The sequence below is a fragment of the Dyella sp. genome, from assembly GCF_036746095.1.
Lineage (GTDB): Bacteria > Pseudomonadota > Gammaproteobacteria > Xanthomonadales > Rhodanobacteraceae > Dyella_B.
Map to the genome: position 1 here is coordinate 1 of NZ_DAIOEU010000039.1, position 16,809 is coordinate 16,809.

The 16,809-nt window shown below is 61.8% G+C and carries 15 protein-coding genes, 1 tRNA gene and 1 pseudogene; 14 read left to right on the plus strand and 3 right to left on the minus strand.

The genetic code is table 11. The features are described 5' to 3' along the window. Window positions 1-507, plus strand: a pseudogene (locus V7M64_RS15085) (amidophosphoribosyltransferase); the annotation flags it as partial. 198 nt (window positions 508-705) lie between these two features. Next, window positions 706-1,515, plus strand: coding sequence for a ferritin-like domain-containing protein (locus V7M64_RS15090; protein WP_333680171.1), 810 nt, complete (start codon window positions 706-708; stop codon window positions 1,513-1,515). Between the two features lie 222 nt (window positions 1,516-1,737). On the opposite strand, the gene V7M64_RS15095 is transcribed toward V7M64_RS15090, so the two are convergent. After that, a complete protein-coding gene (locus V7M64_RS15095; RefSeq protein ID WP_333680172.1) occupies window positions 1,738-2,634 on the minus strand; it encodes a transporter in 897 nt (298 codons plus the stop codon). A 216-nt stretch (window positions 2,635-2,850) separates the two neighbouring features. Here V7M64_RS15095 and V7M64_RS15100 point away from each other — a divergent pair, with 216 nt between their 5' ends. From V7M64_RS15100 to V7M64_RS15110, 3 genes are all read left to right on the plus strand, one after another. After that, a complete protein-coding gene (locus V7M64_RS15100) occupies window positions 2,851-4,323 on the plus strand; it encodes a PLP-dependent aminotransferase family protein (RefSeq protein WP_333680173.1) in 1,473 nt (490 codons plus the stop codon). A gap of 57 nt (window positions 4,324-4,380) precedes the next feature. Beyond that, window positions 4,381-5,529: a hypothetical protein gene (locus tag V7M64_RS15105; RefSeq protein WP_333680175.1), complete on the plus strand. Its 1,149-nt coding sequence runs from the start codon at window positions 4,381-4,383 to the stop codon at window positions 5,527-5,529. A 128-nt stretch (window positions 5,530-5,657) separates the two neighbouring features. Then, window positions 5,658-6,503, plus strand: coding sequence for a hypothetical protein (locus V7M64_RS15110; RefSeq protein ID WP_333680177.1), 846 nt, complete (start codon window positions 5,658-5,660; stop codon window positions 6,501-6,503). Between the two features lie 56 nt (window positions 6,504-6,559). Here V7M64_RS15110 and V7M64_RS15115 read toward each other — a convergent pair. Beyond that, window positions 6,560-6,636, minus strand: a tRNA-Pro gene (locus V7M64_RS15115). 161 nt (window positions 6,637-6,797) lie between these two features. On the opposite strand from V7M64_RS15115, the gene hisS reads away from it, so the two are divergent. The 3 genes from hisS (at window position 6,798) to V7M64_RS15130 (ending at window position 10,576) form a co-directional block, all read left to right on the plus strand. Next, window positions 6,798-8,171: a histidine--tRNA ligase gene (hisS, locus tag V7M64_RS15120; protein WP_333680179.1), complete on the plus strand. Its 1,374-nt coding sequence runs from the start codon at window positions 6,798-6,800 to the stop codon at window positions 8,169-8,171. Between the two features lie 167 nt (window positions 8,172-8,338). Then, window positions 8,339-8,635, plus strand: a complete 297-nt coding sequence (locus V7M64_RS15125; protein WP_333680181.1) for a GIY-YIG nuclease family protein — start codon at window positions 8,339-8,341, stop codon at window positions 8,633-8,635. Between the two features lie 48 nt (window positions 8,636-8,683). Continuing rightward, window positions 8,684-10,576 carry an aromatic amino acid ammonia-lyase gene (locus V7M64_RS15130; protein WP_333680183.1) on the plus strand — a complete coding sequence of 631 codons (1,893 nt, stop codon included), beginning with the start codon at window positions 8,684-8,686 and terminating at the stop codon, window positions 10,574-10,576. On the opposite strand, the gene V7M64_RS15135 is transcribed toward V7M64_RS15130, so the two are convergent. Further along, entirely contained in the window at window positions 10,573-11,205 is a 633-nt protein-coding gene (locus V7M64_RS15135; protein WP_333680184.1) for a DUF998 domain-containing protein, read from the minus strand. The two genes, V7M64_RS15130 and V7M64_RS15135, sit on opposite strands and share 4 nt — an antisense overlap. Before the next feature lie 196 nt (window positions 11,206-11,401). Here V7M64_RS15135 and V7M64_RS15140 point away from each other — a divergent pair, with 196 nt between their 5' ends. From V7M64_RS15140 to hisH, 6 genes are read left to right on the plus strand one after another with little or no spacing between them, the layout of a single operon-like run. After that, on the plus strand, window positions 11,402-11,737 hold the full coding sequence (locus tag V7M64_RS15140) for a YerC/YecD family TrpR-related protein (protein WP_188796381.1): 336 nt from the start codon (window positions 11,402-11,404) through the stop codon (window positions 11,735-11,737). After that, window positions 11,734-12,627 (plus strand): ATP phosphoribosyltransferase, encoded by an 894-nt coding sequence (gene hisG, locus V7M64_RS15145; protein WP_333680187.1) that lies wholly within the window; start codon window positions 11,734-11,736, stop codon window positions 12,625-12,627. Before V7M64_RS15140 ends, hisG begins: the two co-directional genes overlap by 4 nt. Before the next feature lie 10 nt (window positions 12,628-12,637). Then, window positions 12,638-13,945, plus strand: a complete 1,308-nt coding sequence (hisD, locus tag V7M64_RS15150) for a histidinol dehydrogenase (RefSeq protein WP_333680188.1) — start codon at window positions 12,638-12,640, stop codon at window positions 13,943-13,945. Continuing rightward, a complete protein-coding gene (gene hisC, locus V7M64_RS15155) occupies window positions 13,942-15,033 on the plus strand; it encodes a histidinol-phosphate transaminase (protein WP_333680190.1) in 1,092 nt (363 codons plus the stop codon). Before hisD ends, hisC begins: the two co-directional genes overlap by 4 nt. A gap of 8 nt (window positions 15,034-15,041) precedes the next feature. Beyond that, a complete protein-coding gene (gene hisB / locus V7M64_RS15160) occupies window positions 15,042-16,106 on the plus strand; it encodes a bifunctional histidinol-phosphatase/imidazoleglycerol-phosphate dehydratase HisB (protein ID WP_333680191.1) in 1,065 nt (354 codons plus the stop codon). After that, window positions 16,106-16,696 carry an imidazole glycerol phosphate synthase subunit HisH gene (gene hisH, locus V7M64_RS15165; RefSeq protein ID WP_333680192.1) on the plus strand — a complete coding sequence of 197 codons (591 nt, stop codon included), beginning with the start codon at window positions 16,106-16,108 and terminating at the stop codon, window positions 16,694-16,696. Before hisB ends, hisH begins: the two co-directional genes overlap by 1 nt. The last annotated feature ends 113 nt before the right edge of the window (window positions 16,697-16,809 follow it).

The window sequence follows — 16,809 nt, forward strand, 5'->3', positions numbered from 1 at the left end:
GTCAAGAACCGCTACATCGGCCGCACCTTCATCATGCCGGGGCAGGGCGAGCGCGTGAAATCGGTGCGCCGCAAGCTCAATCCGGTGGAACTGGAATTCCGCAAGAAAAATGTGCTGCTGGTGGACGACTCCATCGTGCGCGGCACCACCTCGCGCCAGATCATCCAGATGGCGCGCGACGCCGGCGCGAGGAACGTGTACTTCGCTTCCGCCGCGCCGCCGGTGCGCTATCCGAATGTGTACGGCATCGACATGCCGGCCGCTTCCGAACTGGTTGCGGCGGGGCATAGCGAAAAAGAAGTGGAGAAGATACTCGGCGCCGATTGGTTGATCTACCAGGATCTGAAGGACCTGATCTGGGCGGTACAGGATGGCAACGAAAACATCAAGCATTTCGATACGTCGTGCTTCTCCGGCGAGTACATCACGGGACTCGACCAGCACTATCTGGAGCAGATCGAGATGCTGCGTTCGGACGATGCGAAGGCGGCGCGACGCAGCGCTTGATTGCTTTTCCTTCTCCCCCATTTTTGATCAATAACGGGGAGAGGGTAGGGTGGGGGGCCAAGGCTTGCCATGAAGCTCAAATACCACCTGGCCGTCATTCCCGCGAAAGCGGGAATCCATTTTGCTCTGATGTACCTCTGAACATGGATTCCTGCCTTCGCAGGAATGACGGTCTTACGTGTAGTCACGCATAACGCCATGACCGACCTCCACACCGCCGCCAAGCGCTGTCTCGACGCCACCGACCCCGCCGAGAAACTCCGCCTCACCCACGCAACCTGGAATGCCTTGCAAGCGGGTTTATTGCACCCCGATGCAGCATCTCCGGCACCCGATCCCATCGCCGCACCCGGCCGCCCACCACTCCCGCGGCTCGTCCGGCAACGCCAAGTCCCCAACCGTGGCCTAGGCACGCCCGAAGGCCGCGCCGCACTCGTGCACGCCGTCGCACACATCGAATTCAACGCCATCAATCTCGCCTGGGATGCGGTCTACCGCTTTCGCGGTATGCCGCGGGACTACTACCGCGACTGGGCCAGTTGCGCGAACGACGAAGCACGCCACTTCGCCATGCTTTCCCAACGGCTTGCTGAACTCGGTTACGCGTACGGCGATTTCGATGCGCACAACGGGTTATGGGAAATGGCGGAGAAAACCGCCCACCACGACACCGCGCGCATGGCCCTGGTACCGCGCGTACTGGAAGCCCGCGGACTCGACGTCACGCCCGGCATGATCGAACGCCTGCGCGGCGTCGGCGACGAAAGCACCATTGCGATACTGGAAGTGATCCTGCGCGAAGAAGTGGCCCACGTTGCCGCCGGCACACGCTGGTTCACCTGGTGCTGCGAACGCGATGGGGTCGATCCGCGCGAAACCTTTCTCGACTTCGTGCGCGATTACCTGGGCCGCAACCTGCGCGGGCCATTCAATCGACCCGCGCGTTTGCAGGCAGGCTTCGACGAAGCGGAGCTGGATCAGCTCACCGCGCTGGCACTTGCTTCGTAACCACTGCCGTCATTCCGGCGAAGGCCGGAATCCAGTTAAACATGCTGTGCGAAGCACTCCGCATAATGTATGCAGTGTCCTTCGGACGCGTTATTTAAACTGGATGATTCGCTTCGCTCACCCCTTCGGGGCCATCCTTCGGATGTTCTCCGCGCTGCGCGCTTCGTCCGGCCTTCGCCGGAATGACGGCAGGGTGAGGTCACGCATCAGGCAGCACAAGCGTCAATACACATAATTGACCGCCACCGCCGGCGTCACACTCCCCGTGCTGTTGTGCCCGCCAAAAATCACCCGCGTCCCCAACAACACCCCAATCCGCGGCGACCAGTTGTACTCAATCGCCGGTGCCACGCCAAACGACGTACTCGTGCCTGAATTCAACCGCATGTCCTGCGGATAGAACACACCGTTCGGATCCACCATATCCACGCCCGCCAGGCGCGTGCTGTCGCTATGGCTATAAGTGAAATCCATCGCCAGCACCCATCGCTGCGTGAGGCTGTATTCAAAAGCGAGATCGGCAAAGAAACCATTGCCGGGCTTCACGCGCCCGCTAAACCCCTGATCCGTGCCATACACGCTCACGCCCTTCACCGACGCACTGCGCGAAAACGAGCGCGACACATTGAAGCGCGTGCGCAGAATGCGTCCATTCGGCAGCCAGAAATACATCTGCGAATTGAGCCACAGCGTCGTCGTGTAAGTACCGCTGCCCATGCCATTGGCAGGCCGGCTGCCAAGCTGGTCGTATTTGCCGGTCGGCAAGGTTTCCTGCAGCAAGAGGGCGGTGGTCGGTATCCAGCTGCCTTGCTGGAATTCCGTCAGCCGGTATTGCGCCTGCAGCGTCCAGTCACCGATGTTGACGTTTGAGCTGTTCGGCCCGTTGCTGACCTTGTTGTAGCTGATCACGGGGATCATGCCGACCGAAAGCCGATCGGCCAAGCCGTAAAGGATGTAGGAGTTCGAGCCAAAGGTATCGGTGTGCGGACGGCGAACGTCGTAGAGATAAGGCTCGAACAGAAAATGCCCCGGCGGCAACGTTTCGGCGGAGTTCGCCAGCATGGGGCCGGTCCACCAGGCATCGCTCATCGCCTCCTGCGCAAAAGCGTGAAGCGGCACGATACAGCCGAGCATGCAGAGCAAAAGGGCGGTGCGTAGCCTCGTTCTCATGGTTGGCCTTGGATCGGTAGACCGACAAGCTTCGGCTGGCGGCACTGCTTTCGCCATCCGGAACATGTGCGTTGGGTGGGGGAATAGGCAAAAAATAAGTCCGCCAGTGGTTCGCGAAAATAGCCACTTCGGTATCATTCCAGGCAACCACTTCAGGCCACTCGCATGAAACGGCTCTCCAAGGGTTTCCTGCCCCCGATCGCGCTGGATACCGCCAGCGGCGTGCCCATGTACGACCAGCTTTCCGAATGGTTCCGCCGCGCCATCCTCGATGGACAATTGCGGCCGGGACAGCGCGTACCCTCCACCCGCAGCCTGGCGAAGGAACTCAACATTTCCCGCGTGCCCGTGCTCAGCGCTTACGAGCAGTTGTTCGCGGAGGGCTATCTGGAAACCTTCGTCGGCGCTGGCACCTGCGTGGCGCATTCGATACCGACCGACAGCAAGCCGGTCAATCCAGCCCAACGTACGTCGCAGCGCCTTGCGCAAAGCGCGCCGCGCAAAATCGCCCAGCGCGTGGAAAGCCTGCGCACGCCGCCGCAAACCTGGGCCAACAACCAGGGCGCCTTTCGCGTCGGTTTGCCCGCCATTGATCAATTCCCCAACGCGGCGTGGGCCAAGCTCGTCAACCGCCATGCGCGGCAAGCGCCCATCGGCCACATGGTCTACGCCGGTCCGATGGGTTACCCGCCACTGCGCGAAGCCATCGCCGAATACCTCGCCACCGTGCGCGCCGTACGCTGCGATGCGTCGCAGATCATCATCACCACCGGCTCGCAACACGGCCTGCAACTCTGCGCCCACGCGCTGCTGGAAGCGAAAGACCCCGTGTGGATGGAAGACCCCGGCTACCCCGGCGCACGCCAGGCATTGCGCACCGTGGGCGCGCACATCGTGCCGGTGCCCGTCGACGACGAAGGCCTGGACGTCGACCAGGCCATCAAGCTGAGCCGCAACGCACGCGCCGCGTACATCTCGCCATCGCACCAGTTTCCACTCGGCGTCACCATGAGCGCCACGCGCCGCATGCAGTTGCTCAACTGGGCCGCCCGCACCGGTGCATGGATCATCGAAGACGACTACGACAGCGAATACCGCTTCGGCGGCCGACCACTCGCTTCACTGCAAGGCATGGACACCGACGACCGCGTCATCTACGTCGGCACCTTCAGCAAAGTGATGTTCCCCGCACTGCGCGTCGGCTACATCGTCGTGCCCAAAGACCTCATCAGCGCCTTCGCTGCCGTGCGCGACGCCTTCGACACGTTCTCATCCACGCTCTACCAAGCCGCACTCACCGACTTCATCCGCGACGGCCAATTCGCACGCCACATCCGCCGCATGCGTGCGCTTTATCTCGAACGCCGCATGGCTTTGCTCGAAGCCATCGACCAGCACATGGAGGGCAAACTGGAAGTCATCGGTACCCATGCCGGCATGCAACTCGCTGCACTGTTGCCGCGCGGTGTCGATGATGTTGCGCTTTCCATCAGGACCGCCAAGCTGGGTGTCTCCACGCGACCGTTGTCGATTTGCTATGCGAAGCCACCGAAGCGGGGTGGGGTGATCCTGGGTTATTCGGGGGCGAGCGTGCAGGAGATTCGGGAGGGGATACGCAAGCTGCGGTCTTGTGTCTAGGGAATAAAAGCGGTAAAGAAAGCCGTCCAACTTGGACAGGAAAACAGGGGAAGGGAAATGATGCGCAAGTTGATGGCTGCCGTCGCATTGACGGCGGTACTGCTTATGAGTGGATGCGCCACGTCGCGCAGCGAGATCAAGCTGCATAGCCCCACGGTGGTCTCGCCGACGACGACGGAATCATCTGGCCAGCATGTGGTAGTCATCGGCAAGATCACCGATGAACGCGTTTTTGCGGAGGCTCCGGATGATCCCAGCACTCCCACTTTGGGCTTCGGTGGTGCAGACAAGGCTACGGCTGAGATAAAGGCGCGGGCCGTTGGCCGCAAACGCAATACCTACGGCAAGGCCCTGGGCGATGTGTTGCTGCAGCCAGGGCAGACCGTGGAGGGAACTGTTCGGGAGAACCTCGTTGCTGCGTTCGAGCAGGCAGGCTATCGAGTGAAGGAAGAGAGCGGCGCGGGTCCTTCGCCGCTCGTAGTGGATGTTCATATCAAACAGTTCTGGTCATGGTTCACGCCTGGCGTTTTCGCCGTCACGCTCAGTAACAATATTGCGACGGACCTGGTCTTCAATGGCACAGGGGCGCCTGTGACAGTGAGTACTCACGTTGAAAATTACTACGCGATAGCGACTGATGGCGACTGGATAGAGACAGTAGATAAGGGTCTGGACGCCTATCGCGCCGAAGTCACAAAGCGGATGCAAAGCGGTGACGTAATAGCGGCGAGTGCGTCCGCTTTGGTCACAACCACTCCGCTGCCAGCTACTGGCGCCACCCCTGCGGCGGTACCGAATCAACCGCCGACCGAGGCAAGCGTTTCCGCGGCAACTGTTGTTTCAACGCCACCGCAGTCTTCTTCTCCCAGTGCAGATCCACCTGTCGAGGCAGCTGCACCAATGACTCTGGCTGTTGCGACGCCGGAGTCGGGGGCGGCTACATCATCGGAGGCGCCTTCAACTTCGTCGGCTGCAATTGATGCAACGCCCGCACCGATACCCGCTACCTCGCCACAAGACTCCGCTGCCACCGCCGCCATCACGCCGCTTGCTCAAGCGGTTGCGATCCAACTGGGTTGCGGCGTGGTGCAAGCCAATGGTGCGACGACTTTTATTGCGCCTTGTGGCGATTACAGCGTCCTGATCGACTGCGACAGTGGTCAATGTCGTCCGATGCACACCGTCAATGTGAAACACAACGATTAGCAGACTGGTTGTGTAGCGCAGGACCTTTTCCATCGAGGCCAAGCTCGAGCGTGGCGCACGAGTGCGGTCTCAAGGATCACCTCAAGATTACGTAGCCGGTTTTCTGTTTTTTTTCAAGGGGAAAGCACGTGAAGCGTTGGCTCTCGGGGATGTTATTGGGGTTGTTGGCATGCACGGCCTTGGCCAGTTCCAACGAGAATCGCGCGGTCGGCAAGGCGAGCATGCTTGTTACTGGCTGGATCGACGTGCTTCCCGATGGTTCGGTACGTGACCACGGCCTTGCCCTTGCTGACACGATTCCGCAGGTCATCCGTAGGCTGGTTGATAAAAAAGTGCCTGCTTGGAAGTTCCGTTTCGACAAGCCCGTCAATGCGGTTCAGCGCGAGATAATGTATCTGCGCATTACTGTAACGCCTGTTGACGATAAGCACGATTCCATTGCTATCAGTCGTGCATCCTTCATTGATGCAAGTTGGAGGCTTACCGATCATCCCTATCTAAATGGTGGGTCTGTTGGCACCTATCCATACGCCGCCAAAGCATCGCACGTGACTGGAACGGCGTACTTGGCACTGCGGATAAATCGGCAAGGCAAAGTTGAAAAGGCTGCCGTGGAGCAAGTCGACCTTGACGTTTACGGTCCTGAAAAGCTGCTGAGCAAGTTTCGCAATCTGCTTGCGGATGCGGCGATGGAAGGGGTGAAATCGGCGACTTTCAACCTTCCTTCCACGGGTAGCCATGTTGGAGACCCGTATTGGGACATCCGGCAGCCAGTTCCATGCCGCATTGTCACCGACGGTGTGCCTCCCATGGATAACTATCGCATTTTGCTTCCCTACAATCCTGGGCCGATCCAACCGGTTTCATGGCTGCCTGGCGATGTGCAAGCAGCCGTGCCGCCGGATGCCAATTTCGTTGTAACGGCTGCGCAGGGCGATTCCACTGCGCATCTTGTTACGCCATTGCAGGACTGATTGCGTGGCCCGACCCAACAAAAAAGCCGACCCAAGGGTCGGCTTTTTTTGAACTTTGGTCGGGGTGACATGATTCGAACATGCGACTTCTACGTCCCGAACGTAGCGCTCTACCAGGCTGAGCTACACCCCGCGGGAGCCGCGTATCTTAACGGTCCTAAATGACCTTGGCAACAGGCGAGGGCGAGCGGCTGCGACGGAATTCCGGCTGGCGGAGGGAAGGGCCGATGGATGCATCTGTTAAACTGCTGGGCTGCCGTTCCACGGCGTTTTTCACCTTAAGCAGAGGATTCCATGGCGCTTACCCAGGCCCGCACCATGCCCGGCGTGCTCGAGCTATTGCCGCTCGACCAGATTGCTTTCCAGCGCATGCTCGACGTGATCCGTCGCAACTACGAGCGCTTCGGCTTCCTGCCGGTGGAGACGCCGGTGATCGAGTATTCGGATGTGCTGCTGACCAAGACCGGCGGGGAGACCGAGCGGCAGGTGTATTTCGTGCAGTCGACCGGCGCGCTGGAGCAGGGCGAGAAGCCGGACCTGGCCTTGCGCTTCGACCTTACCGTGCCGCTCGCCCGCTACGTGGCCGAACACGAGCACGATCTCAACTTTCCCTTCCGCCGCTACCAGATGCAGCGCGTCTACCGCGGCGAGCGTGCGCAGCGCGGGCGGTTCCGCGAGTTCTACCAGTGCGACGTCGACGTGATCGGCAAGGACAGCCTGTCGGTGCGCTACGACGCTGAAGTGCCGGCGGTGATCTACAGCGTGTTCCGCGAGCTGAACATCGGCGCGTTCACCATCCAGCTGAACAACCGCAAGTTGATGCGCGGGTTCTTCGAAAGCCTGGGCGTGGCCGATCCGGAGCAGCAGACGCTGGTGCTGCGCGAGGTGGACAAGCTGGACAAGCGCGGCGCCCATTATGTGCGCGGCACCTTGACCGGCGAGGCGTTTGGCCTCAACGCGGAAGTGGCGCAGAAGGTGCTCGATTTCGTGCAGGTGCGCTCTACCTCATTGCAGGATGCGTTCGACAAACTTGATGCGCTGGGCGCGGGCCCCGAGGCGATGGAGCAGGGGCGCGCGGAACTGAAAGAGGTGCTGGGCCTGATTCGCGATTTCGGTGTGCCGGAAACGCATTACGCGCTGAACCTGTCGATCGCGCGCGGCCTGGATTACTACACCGGCACGGTCTACGAGACTACGCTCAACGACCACCCGCAGATCGGCTCGATTTGTTCGGGCGGGCGCTACGAGAACCTGGCCGGCCAGTACACCAAGTCGCACTTGCCGGGCGTCGGTATTTCCATTGGCCTGACGCGCCTTTATTGGCAGCTGCGCGATGCCGGCCTGGTCAACACGGCGCGCAGTACGGTGGATGTGCTGGTCACGCAGATGGATGCGGCGCGGTTGCCGGCCTATCTGGCGCTGGCGAGCGAATTGCGCACGGCGGGTATTGCCACGGAGGTGGTGCTGGAAGGCGGCAAGCTTGGCAAGCAGTTCAAGTATGCGGACCGCGCAGGTATTCGCTTTGTGATCGTGCTGGGTGAGGACGAGCTGGCGAAGGGCGTGGTGACGGTAAAGGATCTGCGTCGCGAGGACCAGTTTGAAGTGGCGCGCATGGAATTGGTGAAGACGCTGCGGGTGGAGTTGGAGCAGGCGGCGGTGATGGGGTGAGGGTTTAGCTGCCTCAGCTTTCCTTGTGCCGTCATTCCCGCGAAAGCGGGAATCCACCTTCGCCTTTGCATCAGAGCAAAATGGATTCCCGCTTTCGCGGGAATGACGGCCTTGAGGGAGGGTGAGGCTATTGTTTTCAGGTTCTGCATCTTGGAAGGAGAGCATGGATGGCTCAACGGCAACCTGCCGTTTACATCATGGCCAGCGCCGAGCGCGGCACGTTGTATATCGGCATAACAGGAAACCTTAAATTCCGCGTATGGCAGCACCGTGAAGGCTTGGGTGGTGGCTTTACCAAACGCTACGACGTGAAGCGTCTGGTTTGGTTTGAACATCATGCGGACTTTCCAGCAGCCATCACCGGCGAAAAGCAACTAAAGAAATGGACTCGCGCATGGAAGCTTCAACTGATCGAGACGGCCAACCCCACACGGCATGAGCTCTGGGAACATCTGCAGGATTGACTCGTGGTTTCCCGCTTAAAGCGGACATGACAACACGTTGGAGCCTTTGTGAACCAAACCATTCTCCTCGACGGTAACAGCCTCAGCCGCCAGCAACTGGTCGCGGTGGCGCGTCACGGTTACGGCGTAAGACTGGATGCCGAGCAACTTACGCGCGTGCGCCGCACGGCGGATTTCCTGGCGGAGAAGGTGAGCTGCGGCGAGCCGATCTATGGCGTTACCACCGGCTTCGGCAGCAATGCGGACAAGCTGCTGGGCGCTTATCGTTTGCGTGACGAACTGCCGGGTGGCAATCCCCATAAGCCGGAAGGCACGCTGCTGGAGGAGCTTCAGCACAACCTCATCACCACACATGCGGTCTGCGTGGGCAAGCCGTTTTCGGCTGAAGTGGTGCGCGCGTTGCTGGTGATCCGCATCAATACGCTGATGCGCGGCCATTCCGGCATTCGCGTCGAGACGCTGGAAGCGTTGACGGAATTGCTCAACCGCGAGGTGATCCCGGTGGTGCCGGAGAAGGGCTCCGTCGGCGCGAGTGGCGACCTGGCGCCGCTTTCGCATCTGGCGATCGTGCTGCTCGGTGGCGGTGAGGCGTTCTATAAGGGCCAGCGTTTGCCGGGCGCCGAAGCGCTGCAGCGCGCGGGCTTGAAGCCGATCCGTCTTTCCTTCAAGGAAGGTCTGGCGCTCAACAACGGCACGGCGCAGATGCTCGCCACCGCCGCGCTGGCGCTCGATACGCTGGAATACCTGCTCAACGTGGCGGATCTCGCCGCATCGATGACCCTGGATGCCTTTGCTGGCCGCAGCGGTGCGCTGCGGCCGGAAGTGCATGCGCTGCGTCCGCATCCGGGCCAGGTGCAGGCGGCTGACCACGTGCGCGACCTACTTACTGGCTCCACCCTGGTCGACATTCCTTATCACCTGGTGCCGCGCTTCCGTCCATGGAGCGCGGAGGCGTGGAATACGCCGGAAGACCAGGCGCTCAGCTTCGACATCGGCTGGGATTGGGTGCCGGCCAACCAGCGCCACGGCCGCGAGGCGTTCTACAGCCGTTTCCTGCCGTTCAAGGGCGGCAAGAAGCATCAGCCGCAGGACGCCTACTGCCTGCGCTGCATGCCGCAGGTGCACGGCGCGGTGCGCGATGCCTGGGCGCAGGCGTGTCGCGTGATCGATATCGAATTGAATGCGGTCACCGACAATCCGCTGATCTTCCCCGACAACACCGATGCCCGACACATCGAAGAGCAGGTGATTTCGGCGGGCCACTTCCATGGCATGCCGCTCGCCTTGGCGATGAGCTACGTGAAGGCAGCGATTCCGGTGCTGGCCTCGATCTCCGAGCGGCGCCTCAACAAGCTGGTCGATCCCGCTACCAATGATGGCTTGCCGGCGTTCCTCACCGGCAACGAAGACGGCACCGATTCAGGCTTCATGATCGTGCAGTACACGGCGGCGGCGCTGGTGAATGACCTGGCCACGCGTGCGCATCCGGCCAGCGTGTACTCGGTTCCGACCAGTGCGAATGCCGAAGACCACGTTTCCATGGGTGCCAACGAAGCGCGCCACGTGCTGGAGATGACCGAAGACCTGAGCCACGTGCTGGCGCTGGAGCTCTACACCGCGGCACAAGCGCTGGATTACCGCCAGGAAATGCTCAACGCTGCCCGTCGCCTTGCGGCACGCGGCGATTGGCAGGCGCTGGCTTCCAAGGTGAACAACGCGCCGCGCGAAGACCATGCGCATTACGCGCGGTTTGTGGAGGAAGTGAAACAGCTCACGGCCGCCTTGGCGGAAGTGGGCGAGTTCCACGCCGGTGAAGCGGTGCGCAAGGCGTATGAAACCTTGCGCGATAAGATCAGCTTTATCCACCGCGATCGTGCGATGGATGGCGATGTGCGCGCAGTGTGCGAACTGGTGCAGCAGCGCGCGTTCGCAGGCGTTTAAACGCTCGCGTAGCGTGGCCGGGCTGCACGCAGCAATTGGCGTGCGGCCCATGCCAGCCACAGCAGAATCAGCACGATCAGCAGCTTCTGCATCAAGCCATGCGGCAGCGTGCGCATGAAGGTTTGCAACCAGAGTACGCCTGTAGCGAGCCAGGCGAGCGACACGCCGAGGTGGCGGCTCGCGTGCAGGCGCAGATCGCGGCGCCAGCGGCTGGAAAGCAGCAGCATGCCGAAGCTCAGGGTGAGAAACGTGGACTGCGCCGCCAGGCCGTGTATCAAGCCGGCCAGGCTTTCATACGGCGTGCCTTTGAATAGTTCGGTGGCTGCCACCACGGGCAGCAATAATCCGGGTATGGCGAACAGCGCGAGTGCCAGGCCGCTACGCAGCGGTATCGCCGTGGCGCGGTAGCTGCCTGCCGCAAAGAAGATCAGTGCAACGCCCATCAGGTAATACGTCATGCGCACGTATGAACCGCCTGGGCCGGTGAGATAGATGCTTAGCGGTACATGGACGGGGTCCAGATCCGTGCGCCAGAACTGTGCTGCACCGCAGATGGCGGCAAAGGCGAAAGCCGCGAAGATCGTCAAGTAAGCGGCGGGACGTATCGCCGGTGAAATTCCGTGATTCATAACATCTCCATGTCCAGGCGGTGTGGATGCCGTCTGCGCCAGATGATACAGGTGTCGGCACGATGGAACGCGGGGGTGACAACCGCGGGCAGCGGGAGGCTGCAAAACGTCAGGATTGTCATCCAGGCCCGCGAGCTTGCGTCGGCCCCGGCATCCCACTACAATCCGCTCCACTGTATTAACGCGTTAGCACATTATGAAGCGCCGATCGATCGATCCCGAAACCCCGGAAGAGTCCGCCAGGCTAAGCCTGTGCCGCGCCTTGCTTTCGCTGAAGAACGCCGAGGAAATGAATGCCTTCCTCAACGACCTGTGCACGCCGGCCGAGCTGGAAGTGCTGGTGGATCGCTGGCGAGTGGTGCCGTATCTGCTGGAAGGGGTGTCCTACCGCGAGATCCATGACCGCACGGCAGTGAGCATCACCACCATCGGCCGCGTCGCTCGCTATCTCAACCAGGGTAGCGGCGGTTACCTCGCAGCGGCGGCGCGTGCGACGCGTGCGCGTGCGGCAGCGAAAAGGGCGCGCGCATGAAACCGCGGGATCGTTTGCGTATCGCCATGCAGAAATCCGGCCGCTTGACCGAGCCGGCGCTGGATCTGCTCAATCGCTGCGGCCTTACCTTCCGCCAAAGCCGCGACAAGCTGTTCTGCTTCGGCGAAGGCGAGCCGGTGGATCTTCTGCTGGTACGCGACGACGACATCCCCGGGCTGATCGCCCAGGGCGTATGCGATCTCGGCATCGTCGGCCGCAACGTGCTCAACGAATTCAAAGGCGTGGCTGGCGACGGTGCGGCAACGTTGACGGAATGGCGTTCGCTGGGTTTCGGCCGTTGCCGCCTTTCGATTGCTGTCCCGCAGGATGTCGCATACGGCGGGCCGGGCGACCTTTCCGGCCTGCGCATCGCCACTTCGTATCCGGGGTTGCTTGGCGTCTGGCTGCGCGAACAGCAGGTGGACGCCAGCATCATCACGCTGGCCGGCTCGGTGGAAATCGCACCCAAGCTCGGCACTGCCGATGTGATCTGCGACCTGGTGCAGAGCGGCGGCACGCTGGTGGCCAACCAGTTGCGCGAAACGGACGTGCTGCTGCAGAGCGAAGCCGTACTGGCCGGCCCGGAAGCGCTGCCCACAGACGAGCGCGGCGACATGATCGAGCTGCTGCTCAAGCGGCTGGACGGCGTGATCCAGGTGCGTGAATCGCGCCTGCTGTTGCTGCAAACCTCGCGCAACACGCTCGATGCGGTGACGCGCCTGTTGCCAGGCGGTCCGCAACCCACCTTGTTGCCGGTGGCGGGCCAGCCCGATCAGCTGATGTTGCAGGCGCTGTGCGCCGGCGAGGTGAGCTGGCGGCAACTGGAAGAAATCAAGAAGGCCGGTGCGCGCGAGATGTTCGTGCTGCCGGTCGAGAAGATGCTCGCATGAGACGTTCGGCATGAAGCGAATCGATTGGAACACCTTGAACGAGGCCGAGCGCAGCAGCGCCTTGGCGCGACCCGCCCAGTCACGCGCGCAAGAGCTACGCCATGGCGTGGAAAGCATCATTGCCCAAGTGCGCGCCGGGGGCGATGCGGGCCTGCGTGAGCTTTCCGCCCGTTATGACCGCTGCATGCTGGATGCGATTGAAGTCAACGAGGCGGAATTTGTCGCTGCCGAGGCCAAGCTGGCGCCCGCATTGAAAGCGGCCATCCGCGAAGCCGCTGCGCGCATCGAGGCTTTCCACACGGCAGCGGCGCCCCAGCCGGTCGGCGTGAATACCGCCGTCGGCGTGCGCGTGGAGCGCATTCTTCGCCCCATAAATCGCGTCGGTTTGTATGTGCCTGCTGGCAGCGCGCCGCTGCCTTCCACTGCATTGATGCTGGGCGTGCCGGCGCGTATCGCCGGTTGCCGCGACGTGGTGCTGTGCTCGCCGGCGCGTGCCGACGGTACCTGCGATGAAGCCGTGCTATTCGCGGCGCGCGTCGTCGGGGTCCATCGCGTATTCAAGCTCGGCGGCGCGCAGGCGATTGCGGCCATGGCGTACGGCACGGAAAGCGTGCCTCGTTGCGACAAGCTGTTTGGCCCGGGCAATGCGTGGGTCACCGAGGCGAAGCTGCAGGTATCGTCCGATCCCAATGGCGCGGCCATCGACATGCCCGCCGGGCCCTCCGAAGTCTTGGTGATTGCCGATGCGCAAGCCAATCCCGCGTTCGTCGCGGCGGATTTGCTGTCGCAGGCCGAACACGGTCCGGATTCGCAGGTGGTGCTGGTCAGTCCATCTGCGGCGCTGCTCGACACGGTGGCCGCGGAAGTGGACCGCCAATGCGCACAACTGCCGCGTGGCGCCATTGCGGAGCAGGCGTTGGCGCAAAGCCGGTTGATTGAAGTGCAATCGCTGGCGCAAGCGGTGGAAGTCAGCAATCGCTATGCACCGGAGCATTTGATCCTGCAAGTGAATAACGCACGCGAGCTGGTGGCCAGCATCGAAAGCGCAGGGTCCATCTTTGTCGGCGCGTGGACGCCCGAGTCGGTTGGCGATTACTGCAGCGGCAGCAACCACGTCTTGCCAACCTACGGCTATGCACGCAGCTACAGCGGCGTGTCGGTGGCCAGCTATCTCAAGCAGATCACGGTGCAGGAACTGGACCCCAATGGCTTGCGCGCGATCGGTCCGTGCACGGCCATCCTGGCGGAGGCCGAGCAGCTGGAAGCGCATCGACGTGCTGTCACGCTTCGTCTGGAAGCGCTGGGGACTCGGTTATGAGCGTTCTCGACCTGGCGCGGCCAGAAATCCGCACGCTGCAGCCGTATTCGTCGGCACGCATGGAAGCGAGCGGTGGGAAGATCATGCTCAATGCCAACGAATCCGCTTGGGAGCCAATCGGTGAAGCAGGTGCCGGCTGCAACCGCTATCCCGATCCGCAACCGCAAACCTTGTTGCAGGCGCTGGCGACGCTGTATGGCGTGCAGCGCGATCAGTTGTTCGTGGGGCGTGGCAGCGATGAAGCGATCGATCTGCTGGTGCGCGCGTTCTGCCGCGCCGGGCAGGATGCCATCGTGATCCAGCCGCCCACGTTCGGCATGTATGCGGTCAGCGCGCGCATTCAAAATGCCGCGGTGATCGACGTACCGCTGGCGGAGGATTTCAGCCTCGATATCTCGGCGCTGCTTGCTGCGATCACACCAGCAGTGAAGCTGGTATTTCTCTGCACGCCCAACAATCCCAGCGGCAAATCGATATCGCGCGCGGATATCGAACAGGTGGCGCAGGCTTTGGCTGGGCGTGCCTTGCTGGTGGTGGATGAGGCGTACATCGAATTTTCCGATCAACGCAGTGCAATCGAGCTGATCGGCCGCTATGAGCATCTGGCCGTGCTGCGCACCTTGTCCAAGGCGTGGGCGCTTGCCGGCGCGCGCATCGGCAGCCTGGTGGCAAGTCCGGATGTGATTGGATTGATCCGCCGCATCATGCCGCCTTATCCGCTGCCGTTGCCGTGCGTGGCGGCGGCGCTCGCTGCGCTCTCGCCCTCGGGGCAGGCCGCTGCGCGCGCGCATATCGCGATTGTGCGCGAGCAACGCGCCTTCATGCGTCGCTCGCTGGCCGAGCTGCCTTGCGTGCGGGAGGTGCTGTCTTCGGATGCCAATTTCCTGGCGGTGCGCTTCGGCGATGCGGGCGAGATTTACCAGCGCCTGTTGCAAGCCGGCATCGTGGTGCGCGACGTGCGCCGTTATCCCAAGTTGCAGGAGGCCTTGCGCATTACCATCGGCACGCCCGAGGAAAACGCCCGCGTGCTTACCCTTTTGAACAGTCCGGCCATGGATGGCCGGGGTTTTGCCAATGGACTGGCATAAGGCAAGCCATGAGCCGCAAGATTCTTTTTATTGACCGTGATGGCTGCCTGATCGAGGAGCCGGCCGACGAGCAGATCGACAGCTATGAAAAGCTTGCGCTGTTGCCCGGCGTGATCGCGGCCTTGCAGCGCATTGTCGCTGCCGGCTACGAACTGGTGATGGTGACCAATCAGGATGGCCTGGGCACGGACAGTTTTCCGCAAGCGCACTTCGATGGCCCGCATGACCTTTTGATGCGCATCCTGGCCTCGCAGGGCGTGCGCTTTCGCGAGGTGCTGATCGATCGCAGTTTCCCGCACGAAGGGCTGGATACGCGCAAGCCAGGCATCGGTATGATGCGCGAGTATCTGGCCGATGACGGCTGGACGCGTGCCGAATCGGCGATGGTGGGCGACCGCGAGACGGATCTGCTGTTTGCCGCCAACATGGGCGTGCGCGGTTTTCGCGTGGGGCCACAAGGCATCAGCTGGGAGGCTGTCGCGCATCAACTGCTCGATCGGCCGCGTGTGGCGGAAGTCGTGCGCAATACCAAGGAAACGCGCATCAAGGTGCGTGTGGACCTGGACACACAGACCGAGCCGGTGGCGCATACGGGGCTGGGCTTCTTCGATCACATGCTGGAACAGATCGGCAAGCACGGCGGCTTTGCGTTAAGCCTGCAATGCAATGGCGATACCAAGGTGGATGAGCACCACACCATCGAAGATTGTGGCCTCGCGCTAGGGCAGGCCTTGCGCCAAGCCTTGGGCGACAAGCGCGGCATCGGCCGTTATGGTTTTACCTTGCCGATGGATGAAGCGCTGGCCAGTGCCGCGCTGGATCTTTCGGGGCGCCCGTACTTCGTCTTCGGAGGGCATTTTCCGCGCGAGCGCGTGGGTGAAGTACCGACCGAACTTGTGCCGCATTTCTTCCGCTCGCTGTGCGACACGCTTGGTGCCAATCTGCATTTGAGCGTGCAGGGCGAGAATGCGCATCACATGGTGGAAGCGTGCTTCAAGGTGACGGCACGCGCCCTGCGCCAGGCGATCCGGCGCGAAGGCGATGAGTTGCCGAGCACGAAGGGAGCGCTGTAATGAGCGTGGTCCTGGTCGATGCCGGCGGCACCAATATCGGCTCGGTGCGCTATGCGTTACAGCGCCTTGGCGTTGATGCCGCGCTGACGGCGGATGCCCGAAGCATTCGCTCGGCCGACAAAGTCATTTTGCCGGGCGTGGGCGCGGCGAAGCCGGGCATGGCGCGGCTGCACGAGCTGGGCCTGGTGGATGTGATTTGTTCGCTGACGCAGCCGGTGCTGGGCGTGTGTTTGGGGATGCAATTGCTGTGTGAGCATTCCGAAGAAAGCGATACCCCGTGCCTGGGCGTGATTCCTGCGTCCGTGCGCAAGTTCGAGGAGACACCGGAGCTGTGCGTGCCGCACATGGGGTGGAATCGTTTGTCACCGAAGCGTAGCCATCCGCTGCTCAAACAGTTGGAAGAGGGCGATTGGGCCTACTTCGTGCACAGCTATGCGGTGCCGATGGGTGATTACACCTTGGTGAGTTGCGAGTATGGCGATGCTTTTTCGGCGGTGATCGCCAATGGGAATTTTCATGGCATGCAGTTTCACCCTGAGCGCTCGGCGCAGGTGGGGGCGAAGTTGTTGAAGAATTTTCTTGAGCTTTGACTTCACCAAGCCGTCATTCCCGCGAAAGCGGGAATCCATTTTAGGGATGCATCAGAGCAAGATGGATTCCCGCTTTTGCGGGAATGACGGCCGGGCAAGATTGAGCGTTGCGG